This is a genomic window from Pseudothermotoga sp. (assembly GCA_025060105.1).
In the GTDB taxonomy this organism is placed as follows: Bacteria; Thermotogota; Thermotogae; order Thermotogales; family DSM-5069; genus Pseudothermotoga_A.
This window is the reverse complement of the sequence record JANXCS010000004.1, coordinates 174,331-196,973: the sequence shown is the minus strand read 5'-3', so window position 1 is coordinate 196,973 and position 22,643 is coordinate 174,331. Positions and strand designations below refer to the sequence as shown.

The window sequence follows — 22,643 nt, the reverse complement described above, 5'->3', positions numbered from 1 at the left end:
TCATGAGTTTTTCTTACCTTATAAAGAGAATAATCCAGATGTTTTTGACGATCATACTCGCATTGACTGTAAGTTTCATTCTCATAAGGGCTCTGCCGGGCGATCCGGCAGAGCGTTTTTATGGCGATCCCAGGATTCCTGAAGAAGTCAAGCAGGAGATAAAGGCCGCTTTCGGTTTGGACAAACCTGTGCTCATTCAATATTTGAGCTTTTTGAAACAGTTCTTCAGAGGAAACCTTGGAGTATCGTACACTTACAACAGAAGCGTCGTGAGTGTGGTTTTGGAACGACTACCCTGGACGTTGTTGCTCACGGCTGTTCCAACGCTTCTCGGTATGCTGGCTTCATTGCAACTCGGTGTTTATATAGGTTGCAAGCGGAATTCTTTCGCAGACAGATTCGTTCGTTATGTGGCTTTTGCCCTCCATTCTGTTCCCACGTTTTGGTTTGCGTTGCTGTTAGTACTTTTGTTCTCTTTCAAACTCGGTTGGTTTCCACTTCAGGGAATGATCGATTCGAACGCAACAGGCATTTCTGCGTTTTTAAGTTTGCTTCGGCATGCCTTTCTCCCTTGGCTTGTGATTTTCATGGTGAACGTACCGGGATTCGCTATGTATGTTAGAAACATGGTTATTTCGATTCTCAACGAAGAGTTCATTCTCACAGCTAAGGCGAAAGGATTGAGCGAACGGCGGATAAGAAAGAGGCACATCCTCAGGAACGTCTTGGGTCCTCTTTTTTCCATGCTCACGCTTCGTATCGCTGGTATGCTGGGTGGCGCTGTGCTCATCGAGACCATTTTTTCCTGGAAAGGCATGGGTCTTTTAGTACTCGAAGCTTCAAGGAACTCAGATTATCCTTTATTGCAAGCAACGGTCATCATAACGATCGTTTCTGTAATTCTCGCCAACTTCATCGCGGATGTGTTGCAAGCAGTGTTCGATCCAAGGGTGAGATTTGAATGAGACGCAGAAGAATCTTCTACTTTTTCTATGAGCTTTTCAGTTCTTTTGAAGGAACGGTTGGGTTTGTGATTCTTTGCTCATTCGTCTTCTGTGCAATCTTTGCACCACTGATTGCTCCTTACAATCCTTACGATATCACCCAAAGAGGTCGTAGGCTTCAACCTCCTTCAAAGCGACACATCATGGGCACAGATTGGTACGGTGCTGATATCTTCAGCCAGATCGTTTATGGAACTAGAACTTCACTGACTGTAGGAGCTTTGACAGCTCTCGGTGTCACCGTCGTTGGTGGTTTGCTCGGAGTGATCGCGGCCGCTTTTGGTAAGGGGATCGACACTTTAATAATGAGGACCGTCGATTTCGTCATGGTGTTACCAGGTCTTCCGATCATGATAATGATCCTGACGTATCTGGGGAGTAGTTTTTGGACTTTAGTGTTCGTACTGGTCATCTTTGGTTGGGCTGGCGTTTCGAGGGTGGTTCGCGCAATAGTTCTTTCTGAAAAAAAGAGGGGTTACGTTGAGGCGGCCTTTTGCGCTGGGGCGAGCAAGTGGTACATCATCAGGAAACATCTATTGCCTGCTTCATACCCCGTTTTAGCGGTGAACGCGGCTTTTTCCGCCGCCGGTGCGATGCTCGCGGAAGCGGGGTTGTCTTTCTTGGGCTTTTCAGATCCAAGGGTTGTTTCATGGGGCAAGATGCTGAGCTTGGCGAGAACGTGTAACGCACTCGTTCTTGGTGCATGGTGGTGGATCGTTTTCCCAGGGTTGGCCATCTTTCTTGCTTCTTTTTCGATAATGTCGCTCGGTGTGGCGAGTGAAAGGATCTTGAATCCCAAAATTTCTAACAGGAGGGAATGATATGAAATTCACAACCAACAACGTTTTTGTGAATGTTCACGGAGAGGAAAAATGTTACAAGCTTCACGAAATGGATGAAGCATTTTTCAACTGGCAGATTCAAACACGCACCAAGAGTTTGAAGATCTTTCTAGGTTTGGAAAAGGGTGTGCCGAATTTTTCACCACACACCGTTGTCATGTCAACTTTCTCGAAGGAGGGTGAGTTTCCAATAAACAGTTGCATCAAAGGACTCGGCTTGGTACCAAAGCAGGAGTATCTTGAAGAACTCGCAAACAAGGCGATCAACCTCATAGAGATGGCGAGACAAAAGGGTGTGAACGAAACGTTCAAAGAAAGAGTACAATTTTTGCTCGATCTGTACGAAAAACCTGAAATTTTTGATAGAAGAATACTTTCAAGTATAGAAATGTTCTATAAAAACAGTTATCGAAATGTGCTGAAAGATCCCAGAGCGACGTTGTTGTTTTACGATCAAATGAGCGGTTACAGCGTAATGTTCAATGTCGTAGTAGAACTCGTTCCCCGTGGAGACACGTTCTATAAGTATGTCACCGCTGTTCACGATTTATTCCACGTACCAAAGGATCCGAACGTGAAAATTGATAGGTACGAATACGTTTACAGATTCTGGCCGATCGAGGCGTACGACAAAACTCCAGGTCCCAAGGCGAGTAGCAAGATATTTTGAGTCAATCAAGATGACAAGTGTCGTTCAAATAAACTAACCGCGATCTACTCTGCGTTTCAACGAGACTGATTGAGGCGTTGTCCAATTTAAAATTTTTGTGCTCTGTGAGTGGTAACTTCAACACCCAACAAATGAACGTTCGAAGTATCAATGCGTGTGACACCACCGCAACGGACTCGAAGGCTTTCTTGTTGATCTCTTCAACGAACCGCAGAAAACGATCTTGAACTTCTTGGAGGGATTCTACACCTTCGATCTCAGCGTTGGGTTGTGTTGACCAAAGCGTGTATTCGTTGTAGTACCTTTCGAGTGTTTCTTGCATCGTCAGACCATTCCACAGAGATATCTCACACTCTCTGAGCCGTTCGTCGATAAAAAGTGGAACGTTCAACATCTCCGAGATGACGGAAGCGGTCTGCTTGGCTCTCAAAAGCGGACTAGTGTAGATCGCTTCTACATGTTGCTTTGAAAGTTTCTGAGCGATCTTCTTTGCTTGTTCAAAACCAGCTTCGTTCAGAGGCACATCGGTGTTTCCCTGCCAGAGGCCTAGATCGTTCCAATCGGTCTTGGCATGTCTGATGAGAAAAATTTTCAAAAACATCACCGTCCGGAAATTCCACCAAGATTTGGATTCCATTCAATTATATTGATGATCGGTAAGTTTTGCTTGGCTATTTTCAACAGGATGTGTTAAATTGAGTTATGTAGGGGTTGAAAGCTTGATCATGATCGGTATAGGTGGAGGAACTGGTTCTGGGAAGACTACTGTTGCGAGAAGGATCGTACAGCATCTGGGTGAAGAGAGATGCGCGATATTACCAATGGACAACTATTACAAAGATATGAGTCATATGCCACTGGAAGAACGCAGAAAAGTCAACTATGATCATCCAGATGTTATAGAGTACCAACTGCTCGTCGAACATCTGCGGAAGTTGTCTTCTGGTCACACGGTTCAGGTTCCTACCTACGATTTTGTGACCTACACTAGGAAGAATGAAACGATCAGTTTTTCACCAAGGCAAGTGGTTTTGGTCGAAGGCATCTTTGCGCTCTATTATGAAGAACTCAGAGAACTTTATGAACTCTCAGTTTATGTGGATGCCGAAAGCGATATCAGATTCATAAGAAGGCTCATGCGTGACATCAAAGAGAGAGGAAGAAACGTTGAGAACGTGATAGCGCAATACCTTGAAACTGTTAAACCTATGCACGATGCCTACGTGGAGCCAACGAAACGCTACGCAGACATCATCGTGCCAAAGGGTGGTTACAACGACAGGGCAGTGGAGGTCGTTGTCAACTACATAACTAAAAGATTGGAGAGAAGCGGATGAGATCGTTACACTCGTTTTTCCTTATCATCGTTGCTTCCACTCTCTGGGCAGCAGGAACTTTCAACATGTTATCCACAAAATATCTGGACATACTTTACGATGATGGTTTGGCAAGATCGGCGTACAGATTGTCCCAAAAAGCAGATGAAGTGTACGAGAACTTCACGGCTGAGTTCAAATCCTCCTTGCGGAAGCGACCGAAAGTTTATCTGCTCAAATCTGATCTTTCTAACGGTTATGCAAATCCATTGAACAACGTGATCGTCATCTACGTGAGCGATATGGACCCGTACCAATTCACACCAAACTATGAAGACTGGGTTGTATTCTGTTTCAGACATGAACTTGCTCATCTTTTTCTTGCCAATAAGTTCGCACCTTATGCAGAAAAACTCTCGATCTTTGGGCATTCTGTAGCTGCTGCCGTTCAATCGATCTTGACTCCCATGTATTTGCACGAAGGAGTCGCAATAGTTTACGAGTCGAAAGAGCAGGGAGAAGGTAGGGCAAACGATGTGATTTTCGATCTTTACAAACAGAACGCTTTGTCCACAGATATCGGTTTGAGATACGCTTCCTCCATCAACACAACGCGTTTCACACCTGGTGGAGCGAGTTACACTTTCGGCTACGCTCTGCTCGAAACGATTGAAAAGAAAAAGAGAGGGGCAACTGTCCATTTGGTGGAGGATTTCTCCAAAGATCCACTCGCAACATTCTATAGGCATCTCAGGAAAATTGCTTCTCCCAAAGAGCTTGAAGAAGCTTGGTCGAACGTTGAGCGTTCCTTTGATGGTGAAAAGCTGACCGAACTTTCCCTGCTGGCTTCAAAATTGAACTTGGAATTGTGGAGAGTTTATTACATCTTCAAAGGTTATGATGAAACAAGTGCGATCTATTTCTACGATATCTTCGAAGGCAAACATCACAAGTTGTTGGAAACTCCAAGCATAGTGAGTTTCTCGGTGAATTCTCGAAGAGAACTCGCAATTGTGAAAATGGTAGTTGAAGAAGGAAGGTACGTTTCTAAACTGTTGCTCTGGAACGGTTCTGTGAATGATTTAAATGTGAAACATGTGATCGACGTATCGTGGGTAGACGATGAGAGGTTAGCTTTAATCGTTCAAGAGAACGACATAAGAAAGATCAAAGTTTTGGATGTGAAAAGATCCATCACTCAAGACGTTGTTATTCCACACAACTTAACACCGCTTCAAATCTCCGCTTCGAAAAATCGCATCGTTTTCACAGCGAAGGATGCTAGAAATGTTGATCTTTACATGCTTGAGAGTGAAAGATTGATCAAACTGACGAGTGATGGAAAAGCAAAGCTTTCACCTGTCGTTCTGGGAGATGTGATTTATTTTGTCAGCGATCGAAAAGGTGAACTTCGAACGTTCAGGTTAGATCTTCGAACGAATCAAATCCATGAATTGGGTGTCAGCAACAGTATCTCTGCTGTACAGTATGAAGGATACATCTTTTCGATCAAGCCACTCCCAGGCGGTTATGCACTGTTCAAGGAAGATGCCAAGATCGTTGAGCAGCGTATCGAAGAACCCAAAGTGATTCTCGGTAATGACTGGTTAAAGTTGGAAGATGTGGAAATTTCTTCAATACAGTACCACGATGCGTTGAAGATGAGATTCTTACTGCCGTTTCCATGGATAGATTTGATTCAAAAGGATTTTGGAGCAGGCGTGATGGTTGGTTTTTGGGACGATTTGATGGATAACGTTCTTGCGGGAGCATTTGTGAAAACTGTCAACATGCATTATGGTCAAGTGTTCTTCAACAGTTCAAGGGGATTAACGGTATCACTTTCGACGTTGAACCAAAGGTTAACGATCGACTTAAGTATATCTAGCAAAACCTCAAAGAGTTTAAAAAACGATGTGTTTTCCGTGGCGATGGGCTTGGACATATCGAGTGATGGAACGATCCCAAAACTCGCGTTCGGATATGCTTTAGGTAGTGTTGGAGGACTTATACACCTAAAAAGATTCGCTGATTTTTCTTTCACCGTTGGAATATTGCCAAGTATGTACTTCGGACTCTCGAAGGCGTTCTTATTCAAAGGATTGTTGCTGGAAGTGAGCGGGAGGTTGGGGCTTGAAGGCCCAGTGTACGAGATGGAGGTGGTTCTCCCGACGATAAGAACAAATTTTGGTAGCTTCGACGGATTCTTTGCGCTCGACGGTCTCGCACTGAGTTTTGGCATGTTGCGTGGCACAGATGAAGAGTACTGGGCTAAGTTGTACTTCAATGGGCATATCTCTTACCAAATTCCGTTGATACCTTACGTCAAGTTGGGATTGAAAGATGGAAAATTTTTCTTTCAAGTTGGATTGGAGGAAGTTCTCAGCAGTCTTCTTCAGTTTCAAAAGGATCATGCTATAATTCCGACAGCGAGGTGAAGATATGAGGGTCGCGATGATTGCTTATGAAGTTCACCCCTTTGCCAAAGTTGGGGGACTTGCCGATGTGATTGGTGCTTTGCCCAAAGCGATAGAAAAAAGTGGGGCTAAGGTTTCGATCTTCATGCCCTTGCACAAGCTGGTTCTGAAGAATAGCGAGAAGTTTGGATATCGAATCGTGGAGGTTGCCAAATCTATACCCGTTGAGAACGTACAAACGCAAGAAAAATTCGATCTTTACAAATCGCAGTTGCCCGGTTCCAACGTCACTGTTTACTTCATAGCGAACAATTACTATTTTTCAGCGGACAACGTGTATGAAGGGCCTGATCTCGCGGAACAAGCGATATTTTTCTGTGCGGCTTCTATTCAAGCGATAAAGCATCTTTCTGAGCAATTCGACATCGTGCATGCTCATGATTGGCAGACGGGTTTGGTCCCAGTTTATTTGAAAACACTCTATAGAGTCGATCCTTTCTTCAGTAGAACCGCGATTGTTTTTACGATCCACAACCTCGGATATCAAGGTGTTTTCAGCCCGAATTACATGAAGTTCGCTGGCCTTCCAGGATATCTTTTCAACATAGATGGATTGGAATTTTACGGTCGTATAAACTTTCTGAAGGGCGGAATATTGTTCAGCGATGTCATCACCACCGTGAGCCCAACCTACGCGCAGGAGATCCAAACGGAAGAATACGGTGAGAAACTCGACGGTGTGCTGAGACTCAGAGCGGAAGATCTCTACGGAATTTTGAACGGGATAGACTACGAAGATTACAATCCTGCGACGGATAAAAAGATTTACGTCAATTACGATCTGAACAGTTTGGAGAAGAAATATGAGAACAAAAAACGTCTACAGAAAGATTTGAACCTCCCGGTGAGGGAAGACGTACCCCTCATCGGTATGATAAACAGGTTGGTAGATCAGAAAGGACTAGATTTGATTGAAAAGATCGCAGATTACCTTTTCTTGTTCGATGTGCAGTTCATAGTTTTAGGTACCGGCGAAAAAAGATATGAGGAAATGTTTCAAAGGCTTCAGAAGGATTATCCAGACAAAGTTTCAAGCAATATAAAGTTTGACATAGAACTCGCGCAGAAAATTTACGCTGGTTGTGATATGTTCCTCATGCCTTCAAGGTATGAACCTTGTGGGTTGGGTCAAATGTACAGTTTGAGGTACGGCACGGTTCCAATAGTGCGCTATACAGGAGGTTTAGCTGACACTGTGAAGGAATACGATGCACAGACAGGCCTAGGTAACGGTTTTGGCTTTAGAGAGTATGACCCTGCTCATTTACTCCTGGCAGTTGCGAGGGCGATTCATTTCTACCGGAATGAAAAGCACCATTGGAAAAGAATTATTCAAAACGCGATGCAAACGGATGTCTCTTGGGAGCGTTCTGCCAAGCAATACTTGAAAGTATATCAAGAAGCTCTGAAGAAGAGAAGAGTTTGAGGAGGATCGAACATGCCCGAGTTCAGAAAAGATCCGGTGTTAAAACGCTGGGTGATCATCGCCACCGAACGTGCGAAACGACCACACGATTTTGCTAGGCCAAAAGTCGAAGAAAAAGCTGCGTTCTGTCCTTTCGACTACGGCAACGAACACACGACACCGCCTGAGGTTCTCGCGTTCAGGCCAGCTGATACTGCTCCAAACACACCTGGTTGGTGGGTGAGGATCGTTCCGAACAAATTCGGTGCTGTGAATCCTACTCTTTCCCCGAAACGGTATGGAGTTGGCATGTTTGACGCGATGGATGGGTTTGGTTATCACGAAGTGATCGTTGAAACTCCTGATCACAACACTCATTTGGCGCTGATGGATCACAAGCAAGTCGAAGAAGTTGTTTGGGCTTACAAGCTTCGATATGAGACCATAGCCAAAGATTCGAAGGTTCAGTACATCCTCATTTTCAAAAACCATGGTCGCGATGCTGGAGCTTCGTTGCTCCACCCTCACAGTCAACTGATCGCATTACCCATTGTTCCGAAAAGAGTTCAAGAAGAGCTGTCTGGTTCTAAGGAATACTATTCTTACAAAGAAAGGTGTGTTTTCTGCGACATAGTCAGCCAAGAACTGGAAAGAAAAGAAAGGGTCGTTGAAGAAAACGAAGATTTTGTATCGATAGAACCCTTTGCGGCGAGATTTCCATGTGAAACTTGGATACTTCCAAAACGTCACATGCACTCCTTCGGTGACGTAACAGAGAGGGAAGTAAAGAATTTTGCAAAGATCTTGAAGAACACGTTGTATAGGATTTTTGCCGCACTGGATAATCCTCCGTACAATTTCATGCTACACACTGCCCCAACGGACGGTGAGGGTAAGATTTATTACCATTGGCATTTGGAAATCGTTCCACGTCTCACGAACGTTGCTGGATTCGAATGGGGTTCTGGATTCTACATAAACCCGATGCCACCGGAAGAAGCCGCAAAGTATTTGCGGGCAGTTGAAATAACTTGAATGTATGGTAAAATCACTCGTAGCACAGTACCCTTAGAAACTGTGCACGAGATATTTTTACAGATCAAGGAGGATTGGTCGAATGGAGATTTTGAAAGTCAGTTCGAGTTCGAATCCGAACAAGGTGGCTGGAGCCATCGCAGGTGCTCTGTCGAAATCGGACAGAGTCGAAATCCAAGCGATAGGTGCGGGGGCTGTTAACCAAGCTGTCAAGGCAATAGCCGTTGCTCGCAGATTCCTAAACGAGAACGGCAAAGATCTTTACATGGTACCCGGTTTCATGGAAGCCAAGATCGAGAACGAAACGCGCACTGGCATATCTTTCAAGGTTTTTGTGACGGCTAAGCAAGCTTGATGAATGGACGATGTGCTCCTGCAGATCGCAGAAGCTTGTTTGCACGATGAACGATTGATCGAAGTGGTGAAAAGTATTGCTTCCATGGCAGAGGTGGAAAAAGAGCTTTTCAAAACCAGGTTGAAAGTTTATTTTTTGAACAAAACTGGGGAAATCGATCTGCAGGCATATGAATTTTTCAGAATCTTGTTGCAGGAAAACAACGCCAAGCGTGTTTTGGAACTGTTGAAAGAAAAGTTTTCCACGAGCTGAGTTTCCGTCATCAGTGTTGATGAACCACTCGAATGTGGTATAATTATTTTTTGGCGAGCGGGCGTAGCTCAGTGGTAGAGCATCAGCTTCCCAAGCTGAGGGTCGCGGGTTCGACCCCCGTCGCCCGCTCCAGACCTCAACTCGGATGAGGGTGAAATTCCCCTTCTGGGTTGAAGGCTGTAAGAGGTGGAGGTGTATGCATGGACAAAGAGCAGAAGCAACAGATCATTGAACAATTCAGAATCAACGAGAAGGACACAGGTTCAGTGGAGGTACAGATCGCACTTCTGACGGCTCGCATCAACCATCTCACTGAGCATTTGAAATTGCATCCAAAGGATTTTCATTCCAGACGAGGCTTAATGAAGATGGTCGGAAGAAGGCGAAAGATGCTGAGATACCTCAAGAGAGTGAATCCCGAGTCCTACAGAAGCTTGATTGAAAAGTTGAATTTGAGGAAATGAAGAGGAAAACGAAGGAGAGGGCGGGCGCTGGCCCGCTTTTAGTTTCTTGATGGAGAGGTGATAGTTTTGAAATACTGGCATCGAACCATTTTGGGGAAAGAGTTTTATGTTGAGCATGGAAGGTTGGCGAAACAAGCCAACGGAGCCATTTTGGCGAGAATTGGTGACACGACCGTTCTAGCAACTGCGGTCATGTCTGATCAAGTGACCGAGGGTGTCGATTTCGTGCCGCTAACTGTAGAATTTCAAGAACGGTTTTACGCGGCTGGAAAGATACCAGGAGGGTTCATTAAACGTGAGGGTAAACCGAGCGAAGCTGCCATACTTTCAGCCCGCACCATCGATAGACCTATAAGGCCTCTGTTTCCGAAGCATCTTAGAAATGAAGTTCAAGTGATAGTCACCGTCATTTCAGCTGATCCAGTCAATCCCCCAGACGTGGTTGGTGTGATGGCTGCATCCTTGGCGCTCAACGTATCAGATATACCCTTCAACGGCGTGGTCGCTGCCGTGAGGGTTGGACTCATCGATGGAGAAGTGATTTTCTTTCCAACGGATGAACAAATTGAAAGAAGCTTGATCGATATCGTGGTCGCTGGAACAGCGGATGCCATAACGATGGTTGAGGGTGAGGCGAAAGAAGTCAGTGAAGAGCAGATGATAGAGGTTTTGTTCAAGGCTCATGATGCGATCAAGAAGATCGTTGAATTCGAGCAGGACATCATCAGTGAATTCAACGTATCCAAAGTTCAAATCGAGGAGAAAAAGTTACCCGAGGAAATCGAGAAGGATTTCCTCTCATTGATCGATGAAGCAGAGCTCCGTAAGAGATTACTCACACAAGGCAAAAAAGCAAGGGCTCAAGCAATCGGTGAATACTACGAATCGATCGTTAATCGTCTCAAGGAAAAATATGCTGAAGAGTTGCTGAATCAATACATCATTCAACTTAAAGATCTGTACGAGGAAAAAATGAAGCACAGAATGAGGAGAATCATCGTTGAGGAAGGCATCAGGCTAGATCTGAGAGGTCCTAAGGATATCAGACCGATAAGTTGTGAAATTGGTTTGTTACCGAGAGTCCATGGTTCCGCGCTGTTCACCAGGGGAGAAACCCAAAGCTTGGGTATCGTAACGCTGGGTGCCCCGATGGACGAGCAGATCATCGACACGATTCTGGAGGAAGGCACCAAGAGGTTCATGCTGCATTACAATTTCCCACCGTTTTGCACCGGGGAAGTGAAACCACTCAGGGGACCAAGCAGGAGGGAAATAGGTCATGGACATCTCGCAGAACGTGCTTTGAAATTCGTTTTACCATCGGAAGATGAGTTCCCTTACACGATAAGGGTGGTCTCGGAGATACTCGAGTCCAACGGCTCATCATCGATGGCTACAGTGTGCTCAGGTTCGCTCGCACTCATGGATGCTGGTGTACCTGTGAAGAAACACGTCGCTGGTGTTGCGATGGGTTTGATCATTGAACCTGATTCAGAAGTGGTGTTGACAGACATAATGGGTGCGGAAGATCATTGGGGTGATATGGACTTCAAAGTGGCCGGCACAAAAGATGGTATCACCGCTTTCCAAATGGATTGCAAAGTTTCGGGTGTTTCAAGGGAACTCTTGTATCGAGCTCTGAATCAAGCCAAAGAGGCAAGATTGTTCGTACTCGAGAAGATGTACAACACCATCGACAAGCCCAGATCTAGCCTTTCTGTGTATGCACCCATCATAAAAACGACGGTTGTTGACCCGACGAGAGTCGGAGAAATCATTGGACCGGGTGGGCGTGTAATAAAAGGCATCATAAAGGAATTCGACGTTCAAATATCCGTGGACGACGAAACTGGTCGTGTGAGCGTTATAGGTAATAGCGAACAGAAGGTTGATTCAGCGATCAACAAGATAAACGAAATAGTCAGAGACATAGCAGTTGGAGACATCTTCGAAGGTAAAATCACTCGCATAGAACCTTTCGGAGTTTTTCTGGAAGTCGGTCCGGGCAAGATAGGACTTCTGCATCAGAGCAAAATAGCAAGCAACATTAAAACTCTAAAGATCGGCGACACGTTGAAAGTTAAAGTGTGTAACATTGACAATCTGGGCAGACTCCAATTCGAAGAAATACCATCTTCAGACCATTCTGAAGGGGAAAGAAAGCCGACCCGGGAAAGATTGATGAAGGAGGAAAAAGGCCCAGTACGCCCCAGAAACAAGCCAAAATCGGACGAAGATTGAAACGGAGGCACGTGTCATGAAAATTGAAATCACAAAGGCTTCAAATGGGCACATTTACTACGTGCCCATTTCTTCAGTCAAAACACTGTCGCTCGCGTTCATCGTACCAGTTGGCTCTGCCAATGAGGAGCCAAATGAGGCTGGCTTAGCCCATCTCATTGAGCACGCTGCGTTCAAAGGTACCAAAAAGTTTGATGAATTCACATTGAAATTCAATCTTGAGATCGTTGGAGGGGGTCTAAACGCTTTCACGACGAAGGATTTCACCGTTTACTTCGCGAAAGTACCTCACGACCATCATGAGAAAGCCATCGAAATTCTCTCGGAGATAGTTTTCAACCCCCTTCTGGAAGAGAGATCGATAGAGCTTGAAAAATCTGTTATAATTGAAGAAATAAAAACTTACAACGAAGATCACGAAAGTAGAGTGCAGGATCTATTCGCTGAGACTTATCTTGAGGAACCGTACTCGCGGCCGGTGAGTGGCTACAAAGAGACAGTCGAAAGACTCAACAGAGAAAAGGTCCTAGCCTTTCATTCGTCGTACTATGGAAATGTAGACGTAGTTGCTGCCGGCAAAGTGACCAAAAGCGTTCTAGAAAAGTTGAAGAAAGTTCTTGAGGCAAACAACAGAGGTATCGATCCTCCGAAGATTGATGTTCTTTTCAAGCCAGAAAGAACTGTTTGTGAGGGTAAAAAAGACCTGACGCAGGTACATCTGATAAGTGGGACGCGTCTCGATTGTGGCGTATCCAGTGAAGATTATCCTGCATTCATGGTATTGAGCACTTTGCTTGGTAGCGGTATGAGTTCACTTTTGTTCATGCGGATAAGAGAGCAACTTGGACTCGTTTACGATGTGGATGTCTTGAACACCGTCTGGAAGGACAAAGGTATCTTCGGTGTGTACGCTTGCACGAGCTTGAACAAATTGGAGAAGTATGTTGAAGAATTGAAAAAAATAGCGAAGCAAGACATAACCGAGGATCTGTTCGAGTACGGAAAACAGCGCCTAATGGGCAAACTCAAGATGATGACCGAGAGTGTCTCGAGCATATTTGGATATGTACTAGAACTTTTGATGGCGAAAGGTGAACCATTGACCGTGGACGAGATGTTGAAGAGGATCGAAGCAGTTACTCTAAAGCGTGTGAGGACTCTTTGGAGGCAGATTTGTGAAAGACCGTGGCACTGGGTAGGTGTAGTGCCGGCCGGCACCGAAAGTGGTGTGGTGAGGGCGATTGAAGATTGAAGCCTCACAGATCATTTTGAAGAGTGTGGAAGCGCTCACGGGAGTAGAAGTTTCCCTGGAAACTATCAAGGGCCCAGATGGACGGATCTTGATCGACGCTGGAAACAATATCACACCGGACAAGATCGAGATTCTCAAACTCAACGGCATCGATCGAATCTGGGTCAAGGTGAACGAGTTTTTACCTCCGGTAGTTGATCCGCAGAAGATCGAAACGGCCAAAGAGGAGATTAAACGGGTATTCATTTCCGCCGTTGAAAAATTCAAAATAGATAGTGAACAAGTTTGGAGGGCTTCACAGACTATCTTGAGTGACGTTTTAAAAAGCTATGGTGACAAGTTGTCACTCGTCTTTCTCGTTCAGCAAACTGACGAGGAGTACACGTACACCCACGAAGTACACGTGAGTATGATTTCAACCCTGATCGGATTGGAAATGGGTTTAAAACTGGAGTCACTCTCTCATCTTGCTTTCTCTTCCATGATCCACGATGTGGGCAAAGTTTTGGTCCCACGAGAAATACTCTTAGCGCCAAGGCGGTTGACACCCGAAGAGTTCGAAATCATGAAAAAACATGTGATGTTCGGTGAGAGAATTTGCAGAAAATCTGGTTTGAACGATGAAAATGTTTTGAGCAGCGTTAGAGATCATCATGAGAAGATCGATGGATCTGGTTATTTAGCTGGATTGAGAGATCAGCAGATAAGTTTGTTTGCACGTATCGTGAGCGTCGTTGATATCTACGATGCACTCGTTTCGAGTAGATCTTACAAGCCATCTTGGACGCCGTACAAAGCCATATCAGAACTTGTGAAATTGGCTTCCCTGGGAAAACTGGATCCCAAGGTGGTACAGACCATGATCTCCATACTGGGACTTTATCCTATAGGTACTACAGTTATGCTCAGCAATGGACACAAGTCCATCGTGGTTGGTGTGAATAGAAACAATCCTTTAAGACCGATTGTTCAAACGGAGTACGGTGAGATCATCGATCTGACCGAGGTGAGAGATCTCAAGGTGGCTTCAGTGATCGAATGAAATTTGGAGGTGAGCACTGTGGAATTGAAAGCAAGGTTGAGTCAAGATCTAAAAGATGCCATGAAAAACAAAGAGGAAGCGAAAGTGAGGACTTTGAGAATGATTTTAGCGGCAATCAAAAATTTTGAAGTTGAAAAGATCGGACCAGCCACGGACGAAGAAATACTTCAGATCATGCTGAAAGAGATAAAAAGAAGGCAGGAAGCTATAGAAATGTACGAAAAAGGCGGAAGACAAGACTTAGCTCAAGCAGAGAAAGAGGAAATTCAAATTATACAGTCCTACATGCCTAAGCAAATGAGTGAGGAGGAAATAAGAGAGCTTGCCAAGAAGATCATCTCAGAATTGAAACTGGCCGGACCAAAAGACATCGGAACAGCTATGAAAGCCATCATGCCACATGTCAAAGGAAGAGCCGACGGTAAACTCGTCAACAAGATCGTTTCCGAACTTCTCGCTGGGAGTTGAGAGATTGTCAGATACAATAGCTGCCATATCGAGTCCCAGAGGTATCGGTGCAATATCGGTGATTCGTTTGAGCGGCCCGGATTCTTGGAAGATTTGTCTCCAAACCCTCAGCAGTGTACCAAGCACCATTGAACCACGAAGAGTTTACCATAATTTTGTCTTGGACGAAAACGGCCAGGTACTGGACGAAGTTGTGGTCGTCTTTTACAAATCTCCCAACTCTTACACGGGTGAAGACATGGTGGAAGTGATGTGTCACGGTGGACCCATCGTGACCCAAATGGTTTTAGAAAGATTTTTGCAAACTGGCGCGAGACTTGCGGAAGCTGGTGAGTTCACCAAGAGAGCTTTTTTGAATGGCAAGATGGACCTGACCAAGGCTGAGTCTATAAAACAAATTATAGAAGCAACATCGAAAACAGCAGTTAAAATGGCAGCGGCGAATCTTTCGGGCAGATTGGCCAAGCTGGTTGAACAGTTACGAGAAGATCTTCTAGGTGTGCTTGCCCAGATAGAGGTTGAGTTCGATTATCCTGATGAAGTTTTGACCGAACCAACGCAGATGAAGACGATGCTTTTAGAGCTTACCGGCAAAGTGGATGAAGCTTTGAAGAATGCGGATAGCAGATTGGCTATCTCGAAAGGTTTGAAGATAGTCATAGTAGGTAAACCTAACGTTGGTAAATCGACCTTACTCAATGCCTTACTCAATGAGGAAAGAGCGATCGTGACGGAGGTACCGGGTACAACCCGTGACATCATAGAGGCCAGTGTAACTATCAAGGGTATCACGTTCACATTGCTCGATACTGCGGGCATAAGGGACACACACGATAGGGTTGAAAAAATAGGTGTAGAAAGGGCTATAAACGCGGCAACTCAGGGGGATTTGATTCTTTTTGTTCTCGATGCGAGTTCCCCCTTGGATGAGGACGATTTGAGGATACTACAACTCATAAAGCAAAAAAGATACTTGGTTGTGGTGAACAAGGTCGATGTGGTTGAAAAGATAGATATCGAAAGCCTAAGAGAAGCGCTTGGAACGAACGCTCACGTTCTAGTGATCTCTGCCCTTAAGAGAGAGGGTGTGGAGCAACTCGAAGAAGAGATAGTAAAACAAGTTCAAGATCTTTTTGAAAACAGTGAAGGCTATATCACCACAGCACGCCAGTACGAACTTCTATTGTCATGTCAAACAAACCTCGAATCGGCGATCGAAGAAATGAATCTCGAAAAGTTGGATATCGTAGCAGAAAGATTGAGAGAATGTCTCAAAGCACTCGATAATTTGCTGGGGAAAGAATACACGAGTGATCTGATCGAACGTATATTCAAAGATTTCTGTGTTGGAAAATGAGAAGGGGGCTAGGTGGCCCCCTTAAACTCACTTAACTTTTTCCTTCAAGACTTTGCCGGGTCTGAATTTTGGTACTTTCCTTGCGGGTATCGTGATTGGTTTCTTCGTCTGTGGGTTCACACCCTTCCTCTGTGCAGCTTTGCGGACCTCGAAGCTTCCAAAGCCAACGAGTTGGACCTTCTCACCCTTGGCCAGAGCTTCAGTGATGGACTCGAGCATCGTGTCGACAATCTTCTTGACATCTTTCTTCTTGAGTCCGGCTTTCTTCGCGACCTTGTCGACGAGTTCCTTCTTGTTCATCCTTCAACCCCCCTCCTTACAGCGATTTCGGGAGATCATATCTCCCTCTTGCTTGTATAATAGCACTTTGGGGCGAGTCATTTCAAGTGGGTCTAGAATTTTTCGATGAAAACGTTGAATGAAGTTATAAGAAATACGGTGGAAACAGGAACTAGATGAAGCCAGAGAAAAATTCTCGCCATATTTTCAAATTTTTGGAAATCTAGAGCCTGATATTGGCTGATTTTATGGTATTATTGAGTGAAAAATCTTGTAGGGAGGTATCCCGATGAGAAACTTGATCGTGCTATTGATGCTGACAAGTACGATTTTGTTCGGCATCAGTGAGTTCATTCCTGCAGGTTACGACTCAATACTTTTGAGTAGAAACAACGCCAAGTACTATGATCAAATGAAGAAAATACCTCTGTTCGACACACTCATCAACGGACTCGGTCTTGAAAACATGATCCAAGGTGTTGTGGCCAGTCAGCTTGTGAAGTACGGCACAAAAATTGAACAGTTCAACGAACTACTCTCAAACCAAATTCTGCTTGTCCAGAAAGGAGAAAACTTTCTCTTAGCCGCAGGTCCCGCGAAAGAAGCAGAAAAGTTGGCCAAAGCTGTTGGTGATCTACTGGGCAGTGAGATGGTCTCAAAAGCTCAAAAAGGTTATGTGTTCATCTCGAACAAGCGTGAATTTATAGATCTATGCTTAAGTGGTGGTGGCAGTGTACCGAACGAAGTGCTCAAATGGTTTGAGGATAATTCAGTATGGGCTGTTGGCTACGCTCCAAAACTCAATTTGAGTGGGGCTGAGTTCGAATCCGTTTTTGTGGTGAAAGTCGAGCAAGATAAGCTGACCGGTTTTCAAAGATTGAGGGCAAAGAATGATGCCGCAGTCAAAGTTTTGGCAGACGCAAAACCAGCGTCTTCGTATGCGCTACACAGAGATACAAATCTCTCTGGAGAGATCTTCATCTTTTCGAACGTTCAGAGCGCCGCAAGCTTAAAAGGTACTTACGAGCAAATTTTTGGCACCATACCTGCAACTTTCTCCGGTATGATCGCACAAACCTTTGGAATTTCGAACGATCTGGGGAACATGGTTGAAAAGATCCTCGGCCTTTCTGAAAAAACCACAGGAAGAATGGCTGTGTCGATCGGCGTGGCACAGTTCATACAGAGCCTTTTCGAAACTCAAAAGGAAGGTAAAGCTACTAACCCGTCTTTCTATGCGGTGATCGAATCAAAAATTTCGATACAAGAGATAGCCAAAACTCTCGGTCGAGGCGAGATCGTAGCAGACACTCTGAAAATTGATAATTTCACCGTGAAGAGTGATGGCAAGTATGTTAGAGTGTTCAGCGATCAGCAGAGCAAAGAGAGGTTTTCTCTAGAAAAAGCTTTGAAAATTTTTGATCCTGCGAAGCATTCTCTGTTCGTCTTCGTGGACCTTGCTCCCATCGTTGAAAAATTGCTCGGGATAGCCTCTCAATCGGTTTTAGTAGTTGTTGGCACAGTGGAGAACAACAGTTATACTACAAACTGGTATATCAAATGAGGGAGGTGTTTTGATGAACAAGAAGTTGGTTTATTTCTTTGCCGACGGTTCGGCTGAAGGAAACGCTGAGATGAAGGACATACTCGGCGGTAAAGGTGCGAACCTAGCAGAAATGACGAACTTGGGAATACCAGTTCCCCCTGGATTCACTATTTCCGCTGAGGTGTGCAGATACTATTATCAACATGGTTACACTTATCCTGAAGGTCTTAAATATCAAGTTGACGAAGCGATGAAGAGGCTTGAGAAGGTCACAGGTAAAGGTTTCGGTGATCCAGACAAACCACTACTCGTGTCGGTTAGATCGGGCGCAGCCATATCGATGCCAGGTATGATGGACACTATTTTGAACCTCGGATTGAACGATCGAACGGTTAAAGGTTTAATCAAAATGACGAACAATCCACGGTTTGCCTACGATGCCTACAGAAGGTTCCTGCAGATGTTCGGTGACACGGCGCTTGGAATTCCGAGGAGTAAATTTGAAAACGCACTCGAAGAAGTCAAAAAACAAAAGGGTGTCAAGCTGGACATCGAGCTTGATGCCAACGATCTGATGAAATTGGTCGATATTTACAAAGGCATCTACGAAGAAGAGGGTAAGGAATTCCCTCAGGATGTAGAGAAACAACTGTGGCTTGCGATCGATGCGGTATTCAGAAGTTGGATGAGTGACAGAGCTGTCAAATACAGGGAAATACACAACATCAAAGAGGATGAATTGCTCGGAACGGCTGTCAACGTCGTTGCCATGGTTTTTGGGAATATGGGTGAGCGATCTGGAACAGGTGTCGCTTTCACACGCAATCCCAACACAGGAGAAAAAGAAGTCTACGGAGAATTCTTGCAAAACGCGCAAGGTGAGGATGTAGTTGCAGGGATCAGAACACCAGTTCCACTTGCGGAATTGAAACGTTTGATGCCAAAAGTTTATGACGAGCTGATGGCGATAATGGACAAACTGGAGAGACATTACAGAGACATGCAGGATATAGAGTTCACGATCGAGGAAGGCAAGCTCTACATGCTCCAGACAAGGAGCGGAAAGAGAACCTCTAGAGCGGCCATCAAGATCGCTGTGGATATGGCGAAAGAAGGTATCATCACCAAACAAGAAGCCGTACTGCGTGTCAAACCTGAAGATGTGGAACGTGTACTGCATCCTCGTTTTGAGGATAAAGCGAGAGCGAAAGCAAAAGTGATAGCGAAAGGTTTGCCTGCTTCTCCTGGTGCCGCGACTGGTATGGTTATTTTCAATTCTAAAAAAGCTGAGGAAATGGGGAGAAGCGGGCAAAAAGTGATACTCGTCCGACCTGAAACGAGCCCTGAGGATGTCGGGGGAATGGCGTTCGCACAGGGTATACTCACTTCCAGAGGTGGTATGACATCCCACGCAGCAGTTGTTGCCAGGGGTATGGGTAAACCAGCGATCGTTGGTGCAGAGACGATCGAAGTCAAGGAAGAAGAGGGATTGTTCAGGGTCAACGATATCTTCGTCAAAGAAGGTGAGTGGATATCAATAGACGGTTCCACAGGAGAAGTCCTCCTTGGAAAAGTTGATACGATCAAACCTGTGGGTCTCGAAGGTGAAGTGGCAGAGCTTTTGATGTGGGCAGATGAAATCAGAAAACTCGGTGTTAGAGCCAATGCCGATATACCAAGGGACGCCGAAGTGGCGAGGAAGTTTGGTGCAGAGGGTATAGGACTCTGCAGAACCGAGCACATGTTCTTTGAGAAAGATAGAATACCTAAGATGCGCAGGATGATCGTTGCGAAGACGAAGGAAGAAAGGGAAAAAGCACTGAATGAGTTGTTACCATTGCAGAAGGAAGACTTCAAAGGCTTGTTCAAATTCATGGCTGGTTATCCCGTCACGATCAGGCTGATAGATCCACCACTCCATGAGTTCTTACCGCACGACGACGAGCAGATCGAAGAGACGGCGAAGGAGCTTGGCATATCACCGAAGGACTTGAAAGACATCGTTAAATCTCTGACTGAGCTGAACCCAATGCTCGGTCATCGTGGTTGCAGGCTCACCATAACTTATCCTGAGATAGCAATCATGCAGACAAAGGCAATCATAGGCGCTGCGATCGAATTGAAAAAGGAAACGGGTATGGATGTCATACCGGAGATCATGATACCTTTGGTGGGACACGTGAATGAGATATCGTTCTTGAAGAAGATCATCAAAGAGGTTGCTGACAAAATGATAGAAGAGTCAGGTTTGAAGATCGATTACAAAATAGGAACGATGATCGAAGTACCGAGAGCTTGCGTTACAGCCGATGAAATAGCAAAAGAGGCAGAATTCTTCAGCTTTGGGACGAACGACTTGACACAGATGACATTCGCGTTCAGCCGAGATGATGTTGGTAAGTTCCTGCCGGAATACTTAGAAAAGGGTATACTCGAGCACGATCCATTCAAGACACTCGATTACGATGGTGTTGGTGTGTTGGTTGAGATGGGTACTAAGAAGGGGAAACAAGCGAGGCCCAACTTGAAGGTCGGTGTGTGTGGAGAACATGGAGGAGATCCAAGGTCCATCCATTTCTTCCACAAAGCTGGCTTAGACTATGTGAGTTGTTCACCGTACAGGGTACCTATAGCGAGGCTTGCAGCGGCTCAAGCTACACTCATTCACGACAAAAAGTTGACCAAATCTGTTGACTGAGAGCTGGGGGCCAACGGCCCCCTTTTGTTTCCATGGAGCACTATTACGTTGAAAAACCGAGGTGCGAATTGAGGATCAAAACAGCCATATTGAAACTGAAGAACGGAAGAATTTATCAATTCCAAACGCCGTCTGGCGTTTTCAGTTTTGGTGAAATAGACAAAGCTACACGAATATTGATAGAACACTGTCAGATCCATGGTAAGAAGGTGCTCGATCTTGGTTGTGGTTATGGTGTGATCGGTATTGTGTTGAAATCAGAATATCCAGATTTGGAGATATACATGAGTGATATCAATGAAAGGGCTGTGGAGTTCGCCAAGATAAACGCGAAGAAGAACAATGTAGATGTCGTGATCAAGCATGGAGCTTTCTTCGAACCGTGGAAAAACGACACTTTCGATCTTATACTCATGAATCCACCACTCGCTGCAGGAAAGGAAACTGTGCTGAGACTGATCAAGGGATCTTTTGAACATTTAAACAACGGGGGGTCTCTTCAAGCGGTTGCACACCATAACAAAGGTGGCTCTTACGTGAAACGAACGATGGGGGAAGTCTTTGGAAACGTCGAAGATATTCACAAAGAAGGTGGAATACGCATCTACAAATCTGTAAAGGTGTGAATCATGCTCGAACTGATCGATGTCAGTTTCAGTTATGGCGATGGTTGGGCTTTGAAGAACATCAATTTGAAGATAGAGGAAAATTCATTCGTCCTCGTTGTCGGGGCGAACGGTTCTGGTAAGACCACTCTGTTTAAACTCCTCGCTGGTTTACTACCACTTCAATCTGGGTTTATACGTCTGAATGGGAAAGATTTGAAAGAAATCGATTTGAAAAAGATTTGTTGTTATGTTTTCCACAATCCATTCGATCAAATCATTGGTTCCACCGTTGAGGAAGATATCGCATTTGGATTGGAAAATTTGGGATTGAGTAGGGATCAGATACGAGCAAGGGTACAGAAAACGCTTGAAAGTTTTCAACTTGACGAAAGAAGGCATGATGATCCTTTCACACTTTCTGGTGGAACTGCGCAAAAACTTGCTGTGGCATCTTTATATGCACTTCAACCAGAAATTTTCCTTTTGGATGAGCCCACATCCATGCTGGATGATGAAGGTGTATATGAGATACTCAAAGCTTTGGAGGAGCTCAAAAAAATGGGCAAAACGATCCTCATCTCTACGCATGAGCCAAAGATTTTCTTCAATCTCGCGACGCAAATCATTCATATGAGGAGAGGAAGCGTGGATTTTTTCGGAAGCTTAGAGGATTTTTTGGAAGAAAGGTTCGAAGATGTCGAATGTTGAATTGAAATTGATTGGAATCACTTTTGGATACGATGAGAATAAAAAGTTGTTCGATGGTTTCAGTATAACGGTACGGGCAGGCCAATTACTACTCATTCGTGGGCCAAATGGAAGTGGTAAATCCACTCTACTCAAATTGATGGCTGGTTTGCTCAAGCCTCAATTTGGATCCGTTCTGCTGAATGGAACCCCTTTGAAACGAGAGGATTTCAAAAAGATCGGTTATGTCATGCAGAGGGCCGAGGATCAGTTCTTCTGTGAAACAGTGTTTGAGGAAATAGCCTTCTCAGCGCGCAATTTTGGCTTTGACGACGTCGAAGTACGTGTGAAAGAAGCGATCAATGCCGTCGGTCTGACCGACAAGATTCTCGAAAAGAGTCCATTCCAACTTTCTGAAGGTGAAGCTAGGCGCGTTGCGATTGCGTGTGCTCTCGTTCATGAACCGGATCTTTTGCTCTTGGATGAGCCACTCATAGGTTTGGATCGGATGGGAAAGGAGAGCGTGCTAGAGATCCTCAAGGCTCAGAAGGGATGTGGAAAAGCCATCGTGGTGACAGCCCAACGATCGAATGTTTTTCATAGCTTAGCGGACATCATTGTGGAGCTTTGACCGGGCACACGTTG

At 44.9% G+C, this 22,643-nt stretch carries 22 protein-coding genes and 1 tRNA gene; 21 read left to right on the top strand and 2 right to left on the bottom strand.

Translation table 11 applies throughout. The features are described 5' to 3' along the window. Positions 1-2: 2 nt before the first annotated feature. Genes NZ875_05695 through NZ875_05685 form a run of 3 tightly spaced genes read left to right on the top strand, consistent with a single transcriptional unit; the run spans position 3 to position 2,516 of the window. Positions 3-965: an ABC transporter permease gene (locus tag NZ875_05695; GenBank protein ID MCS7175230.1), complete on the top strand. Its 963-nt coding sequence runs from the start codon at positions 3-5 to the stop codon at positions 963-965. Further along, positions 962-1,825 carry an ABC transporter permease gene (locus tag NZ875_05690; protein MCS7175229.1) on the top strand — a complete coding sequence of 288 codons (864 nt, stop codon included), beginning with the start codon at positions 962-964 and terminating at the stop codon, positions 1,823-1,825. The genes NZ875_05695 and NZ875_05690 overlap by 4 nt, the downstream gene beginning before the upstream one ends. Before the next feature lies 1 nt (position 1,826). After that, complete coding sequence (locus NZ875_05685) at positions 1,827-2,516, top strand: hypothetical protein (GenBank protein ID MCS7175228.1); 690 nt, start codon at positions 1,827-1,829, stop codon at positions 2,514-2,516. 1 nt (position 2,517) lies between these two features. Here NZ875_05685 and NZ875_05680 read toward each other — a convergent pair whose 3' ends face one another. Continuing rightward, complete coding sequence (locus NZ875_05680; GenBank protein MCS7175227.1) at positions 2,518-3,111, bottom strand: histidine phosphatase family protein; 594 nt, start codon at positions 3,109-3,111, stop codon at positions 2,518-2,520. A gap of 124 nt (positions 3,112-3,235) precedes the next feature. Between NZ875_05680 and udk the strand changes: the two genes are divergently transcribed. From udk to mnmE, 13 genes are all read left to right on the top strand, one after another. Beyond that, a complete protein-coding gene (udk, locus tag NZ875_05675) occupies positions 3,236-3,853 on the top strand; it encodes a uridine kinase (protein MCS7175226.1) in 618 nt (205 codons plus the stop codon). Continuing rightward, positions 3,850-6,270 carry a hypothetical protein gene (locus NZ875_05670; GenBank protein ID MCS7175225.1) on the top strand — a complete coding sequence of 807 codons (2,421 nt, stop codon included), beginning with the start codon at positions 3,850-3,852 and terminating at the stop codon, positions 6,268-6,270. Before udk ends, NZ875_05670 begins: the two co-directional genes overlap by 4 nt. Positions 6,271-6,274: 4 nt before the next feature. Next, a complete protein-coding gene (locus tag NZ875_05665) occupies positions 6,275-7,735 on the top strand; it encodes a glycogen synthase (protein MCS7175224.1) in 1,461 nt (486 codons plus the stop codon). A 12-nt stretch (positions 7,736-7,747) separates the two neighbouring features. Beyond that, the gene (gene galT / locus NZ875_05660) at positions 7,748-8,749 is read left to right on the top strand and encodes a galactose-1-phosphate uridylyltransferase (GenBank protein MCS7175223.1); all 1,002 of its coding nucleotides are present in this window, start codon (positions 7,748-7,750) and stop codon (positions 8,747-8,749) included. A gap of 82 nt (positions 8,750-8,831) precedes the next feature. Then, positions 8,832-9,104: a stage V sporulation protein S gene (locus NZ875_05655; protein MCS7175222.1), complete on the top strand. Its 273-nt coding sequence runs from the start codon at positions 8,832-8,834 to the stop codon at positions 9,102-9,104. A gap of 3 nt (positions 9,105-9,107) precedes the next feature. After that, the gene (locus NZ875_05650) at positions 9,108-9,356 is read left to right on the top strand and encodes a hypothetical protein (protein ID MCS7175221.1); all 249 of its coding nucleotides are present in this window, start codon (positions 9,108-9,110) and stop codon (positions 9,354-9,356) included. A gap of 57 nt (positions 9,357-9,413) precedes the next feature. Next, positions 9,414-9,488 (top strand) — tRNA-Gly (locus NZ875_05645). A gap of 68 nt (positions 9,489-9,556) precedes the next feature. Then, entirely contained in the window at positions 9,557-9,820 is a 264-nt protein-coding gene (gene rpsO, locus NZ875_05640; protein ID MCS7175220.1) for a 30S ribosomal protein S15, read from the top strand. Between the two features lie 66 nt (positions 9,821-9,886). Continuing rightward, the gene (locus tag NZ875_05635) at positions 9,887-12,061 is read left to right on the top strand and encodes a polyribonucleotide nucleotidyltransferase (GenBank protein ID MCS7175219.1); all 2,175 of its coding nucleotides are present in this window, start codon (positions 9,887-9,889) and stop codon (positions 12,059-12,061) included. A 16-nt stretch (positions 12,062-12,077) separates the two neighbouring features. Further along, positions 12,078-13,313 (top strand): insulinase family protein, encoded by a 1,236-nt coding sequence (locus NZ875_05630; protein MCS7175218.1) that lies wholly within the window; start codon positions 12,078-12,080, stop codon positions 13,311-13,313. Beyond that, complete coding sequence (locus tag NZ875_05625; protein ID MCS7175217.1) at positions 13,303-14,355, top strand: HD domain-containing protein; 1,053 nt, start codon at positions 13,303-13,305, stop codon at positions 14,353-14,355. The genes NZ875_05630 and NZ875_05625 overlap by 11 nt, the downstream gene beginning before the upstream one ends. Positions 14,356-14,373: 18 nt before the next feature. Beyond that, positions 14,374-14,823 carry a GatB/YqeY domain-containing protein gene (locus tag NZ875_05620; GenBank protein ID MCS7175216.1) on the top strand — a complete coding sequence of 150 codons (450 nt, stop codon included), beginning with the start codon at positions 14,374-14,376 and terminating at the stop codon, positions 14,821-14,823. A 4-nt stretch (positions 14,824-14,827) separates the two neighbouring features. Then, positions 14,828-16,180 (top strand): tRNA uridine-5-carboxymethylaminomethyl(34) synthesis GTPase MnmE, encoded by a 1,353-nt coding sequence (mnmE, locus tag NZ875_05615; GenBank protein ID MCS7175215.1) that lies wholly within the window; start codon positions 14,828-14,830, stop codon positions 16,178-16,180. Positions 16,181-16,207: 27 nt separating this feature from the next. On the opposite strand, the gene NZ875_05610 is transcribed toward mnmE, so the two are convergent. Continuing rightward, positions 16,208-16,480 carry an HU family DNA-binding protein gene (locus NZ875_05610; GenBank protein ID MCS7175214.1) on the bottom strand — a complete coding sequence of 91 codons (273 nt, stop codon included), beginning with the start codon at positions 16,478-16,480 and terminating at the stop codon, positions 16,208-16,210. 268 nt (positions 16,481-16,748) lie between these two features. Between NZ875_05610 and NZ875_05605 the strand changes: the two genes are divergently transcribed. Genes NZ875_05605 through NZ875_05585 form a run of 5 tightly spaced genes read left to right on the top strand, consistent with a single transcriptional unit; the run spans position 16,749 to position 22,629 of the window. Continuing rightward, entirely contained in the window at positions 16,749-18,023 is a 1,275-nt protein-coding gene (locus NZ875_05605; protein ID MCS7175213.1) for a hypothetical protein, read from the top strand. Between the two features lie 13 nt (positions 18,024-18,036). Continuing rightward, positions 18,037-20,703 carry a pyruvate, phosphate dikinase gene (gene ppdK / locus NZ875_05600; protein ID MCS7175212.1) on the top strand — a complete coding sequence of 889 codons (2,667 nt, stop codon included), beginning with the start codon at positions 18,037-18,039 and terminating at the stop codon, positions 20,701-20,703. Between the two features lie 32 nt (positions 20,704-20,735). Further along, positions 20,736-21,329 (top strand): methyltransferase, encoded by a 594-nt coding sequence (locus tag NZ875_05595; protein MCS7175211.1) that lies wholly within the window; start codon positions 20,736-20,738, stop codon positions 21,327-21,329. 3 nt (positions 21,330-21,332) lie between these two features. Next, entirely contained in the window at positions 21,333-22,019 is a 687-nt protein-coding gene (locus NZ875_05590) for an energy-coupling factor ABC transporter ATP-binding protein (GenBank protein MCS7175210.1), read from the top strand. Next, positions 22,006-22,629, top strand: a complete 624-nt coding sequence (locus tag NZ875_05585) for an energy-coupling factor ABC transporter ATP-binding protein (protein MCS7175209.1) — start codon at positions 22,006-22,008, stop codon at positions 22,627-22,629. Before NZ875_05590 ends, NZ875_05585 begins: the two co-directional genes overlap by 14 nt. Positions 22,630-22,643 lie beyond the last annotated feature (14 nt).

Coding starts and splice junctions, on each gene's coding strand:
- NZ875_05595 (MCS7175211.1), top strand. CDS start 20,736: ATGGAGCACTATTACGTTGAAAAACCGAGGTGCGAATTGAGGATCAAA.
- rpsO (MCS7175220.1), top strand. CDS start 9,557: ATGGACAAAGAGCAGAAGCAACAGATCATTGAACAATTCAGAATCAAC.
- NZ875_05590 (MCS7175210.1), top strand. CDS start 21,333: ATGCTCGAACTGATCGATGTCAGTTTCAGTTATGGCGATGGTTGGGCT.
- NZ875_05670 (MCS7175225.1), top strand. CDS start 3,850: ATGAGATCGTTACACTCGTTTTTCCTTATCATCGTTGCTTCCACTCTC.
- NZ875_05610 (MCS7175214.1), bottom strand. CDS start 16,480: ATGAACAAGAAGGAACTCGTCGACAAGGTCGCGAAGAAAGCCGGACTC.
- NZ875_05585 (MCS7175209.1), top strand. CDS start 22,006: ATGTCGAATGTTGAATTGAAATTGATTGGAATCACTTTTGGATACGAT.
- NZ875_05665 (MCS7175224.1), top strand. CDS start 6,275: ATGAGGGTCGCGATGATTGCTTATGAAGTTCACCCCTTTGCCAAAGTT.
- galT (MCS7175223.1), top strand. CDS start 7,748: ATGCCCGAGTTCAGAAAAGATCCGGTGTTAAAACGCTGGGTGATCATC.
- NZ875_05685 (MCS7175228.1), top strand. CDS start 1,827: ATGAAATTCACAACCAACAACGTTTTTGTGAATGTTCACGGAGAGGAA.
- NZ875_05605 (MCS7175213.1), top strand. CDS start 16,749: ATGAGAAACTTGATCGTGCTATTGATGCTGACAAGTACGATTTTGTTC.
- ppdK (MCS7175212.1), top strand. CDS start 18,037: ATGAACAAGAAGTTGGTTTATTTCTTTGCCGACGGTTCGGCTGAAGGA.
- NZ875_05650 (MCS7175221.1), top strand. CDS start 9,108: ATGGACGATGTGCTCCTGCAGATCGCAGAAGCTTGTTTGCACGATGAA.
- NZ875_05655 (MCS7175222.1), top strand. CDS start 8,832: ATGGAGATTTTGAAAGTCAGTTCGAGTTCGAATCCGAACAAGGTGGCT.
- NZ875_05630 (MCS7175218.1), top strand. CDS start 12,078: ATGAAAATTGAAATCACAAAGGCTTCAAATGGGCACATTTACTACGTG.
- NZ875_05690 (MCS7175229.1), top strand. CDS start 962: ATGAGACGCAGAAGAATCTTCTACTTTTTCTATGAGCTTTTCAGTTCT.
- NZ875_05695 (MCS7175230.1), top strand. CDS start 3: ATGAGTTTTTCTTACCTTATAAAGAGAATAATCCAGATGTTTTTGACG.